Source organism: Actinomycetota bacterium, assembly GCA_030774015.1.
Taxonomy (GTDB): Bacteria; Actinomycetota; UBA4738; order UBA4738; family JACQTL01; genus JALYLZ01.
In genome coordinates this window covers 1-2577 of the sequence record JALYLZ010000113.1, presented here as the reverse complement: position 1 = coordinate 2577, position 2577 = coordinate 1, and the positions used below count along the sequence as shown (strand labels likewise).

Annotated in this window: 1 protein-coding gene; it reads left to right on the top strand. The window is 66.3% G+C overall.

Features of this window, described 5'->3' with window-relative positions; translation table 11 throughout:
- Positions 1-469: 469 nt before the first annotated feature.
- Positions 470-1798 (top strand): phage/plasmid primase, P4 family, encoded by a 1329-nt coding sequence (locus tag M3Q23_11230; GenBank protein ID MDP9342639.1) that lies wholly within the window; start codon positions 470-472, stop codon positions 1796-1798.
- Positions 1799-2577 lie beyond the last annotated feature (779 nt).

Genomic DNA, 2577 nt, shown 5'->3' with positions numbered 1-2577 from the left:
GGGCGACCCGGTCGCGGGCCCGTAAGGCGAGGAACATCGTGGAGTCCACCACCGTGTCGATATAGAGCTCCGCTAGGGTCTCCCTCGCCTCTCCCATCTGGCGCAGGCGCTCCGTCGCGGCCTTGCGCGACCGGGCCGATCGAGCCGAGCTCCAGGACTGGGCTGGCCAGGTGGTCTGGACCGAGGCCAGGACGTTCCTGGGTGAGCCGCCTAGCCCCGCTCCCCGCGGCCCTGGCGATCCTGTCGAGCGAGCTTGCCGGTCGCTCGTGGCGAAGGGGCTCATCCGGTGCCCTTCGTGCGCCAGGCCGTTGCCGACCGAGATCGAGTTCGCCAGGTGGGATCGTCTCCGCCGCCGGCAGATCGAGGAGGCCGCGCGCCGAGAACTGGGCCGACACCGATGAGGGTCGAAGAGCTCGTTCGCGAGGTATCGGAGGCTGCGAAGGCGCGGGCCCCAGGAGAAGCCGACTCGGTGGCGTCCAACGGCTACCTGTTCGAGGGCGGGCGCTTCGTCCCGCCGAAGCTCGGGCAGGCCGCCGAACGGACCGCCCACCTCAGGGTCGGGCCGGGCCGCTCTCTGTGGCGGTACCGGGACGGCGTGTACGTCCCGAATGGGGAGGAGTGGCTGGCCGGGTTCGTCCGCCGCACCTTGGGGGAGGAGTTCCGGGAGAACCGGCTCCGTGAGGTCCGAGCGTGGTGCCGGGCGAACGTGGACGCGAAGCTCCCCAGGCAGCCGAGCACTGACTACATCAATGTGGCCAACGGGCTCTTGTGGTGGAAGGAGACTCCTCCCCGACTCGAACCCCACAGCCCGGACGTCACCTCCATCATCCAGATCCCCGTTTCGTGGGAACCCGAGGCGAAGTGTGCAGGGATGGAGCGGTTTCTGCGGCGTGTCCTCCCGCGGCAGGACCTGGCCAAGTGCTACCGCCTGGTTCTGGAGTGGATGGGGTACATGCTCGTCCCATCGGCCCGGCTTAAGCGGGCGCTGCTCCTGGAGGGCCCGGGCGACACCGGAAAGTCCACCTTGCTCAACGTGTTCGGCGCGCTTCTCGGGCCGGCCAACGTCTCGCACGCCACGCTGCAGTCCATAGCCGACGACCGCTTCGCCGCGGCCGACCTGTATGGGAGGCTCGCCAACATCTCGGCGGATCTCGACGCCCGGGCTGTACAGCGGACCGGGATGTTCAAAATGCTGGTGTCTGGCGACCCCATGCGGGTGGAGCGCAAGTTCGAGCAGCCGTTCAACTACCGGCCGTTCACACGCCTAGTGTTCTCGGCGAACGAGGCCCCTGGGACGACCGACCAGTCAGATGCCTACTACGGGCGGTGGTTGATCCTCCCCATGCACGCGAGGCTCGATCTCAGGGAGCAGGACCCGCACCTCGTGGACGAACTGACCTCACCGGGGGAACTGGCCGGCCTGCTCCGGAACGCGGTGGCCGCACTGAAGATCCTCATGGCCCGCGGGCGATTCGACCCTCCTCCGGTCATGCTGCACGCCGCCAAGGAATACCGGGCCAGGACAGATACCGTCGTGGGGTTCGTTGAGGACGCCTGCCTCTCCGACCCACAGGCCCGGGAGCGTGCCGGCGTGCTGTACGAGGCCTACGGTCACTGGTGCCGGGAGAACGGCCGCCAGGCCATGGGACGCCAGCGTGTCGCCGAGCACCTCAAGGATGTGTACGCGCTTCGCTACGCGCCCCGCCACGCCGGATATCCCACGTGGTTCGGGCTCCGCCTTCGCACCCCCGCTGACCAGCACAAACAGGAAGGCCATGGTGACTTTGGTGACTCCTGAACCTCTATTCGGAAACACGTTTCACAGTAGAGGTAGAAGAGTCACCAAACGCACCAAGGCACTGTCCCGCGGTCTCCGTAAGGGGAGAAGCCGCTTCCGCTTCTACTGATGCCCTACGTTCCTCAGACCCGCTGCTTCTGCAACAGACCCTCACCCTGCTCTGTCCACAAGCCTAAAGCGAGATCAGGAACAAGAGGCTACGAAGGAGGAGCATGGCGCTACGAGATAGCGCCGGCCTTCCTCGCCAAGCATCCGAGGTGCGAACGATGCGGAAGACCAGCGACCATCCCGCACCACGACCCCGAACGCCGCACGCTGGTGGCAATGGGCGTGCCGAGCCCCGATGCCGAGGAGTACCTGCACGCGCTGTGCTCGAGCTGTCACTCCTCGGTCCACGCCACGGCCAGGAACGCAGCGATGAGGAAGGCGAGATGATGAGCCGATACCCTGATCCGCCCGCCACCGTGATGATTCTGATACATGGGGTGGGGGGGTGGTCGAAAGTCTGACGGCTGTGCGAACAGGCACTCCTGTGCCGACGCGCTGCCGCGTGAACCTTTCCCCCCCGATCCTTAGTGGTCGCCACCATAATTACACCGACGTAAGTTGTGGGCTATGGTTTCCTCCGAGAGGAGGGAGCCATGCCGAGAACGAGCCCGTACAAGATCGTCCTCGACCCGGCCACGCGGAGGACCCTGGAGACGCGAGCTCGGAAGTATACGTCGGCGTATCGAGATGTGGTCCGGGCGCGGATCGTTCTCATGGCCGAGAAGGGGATG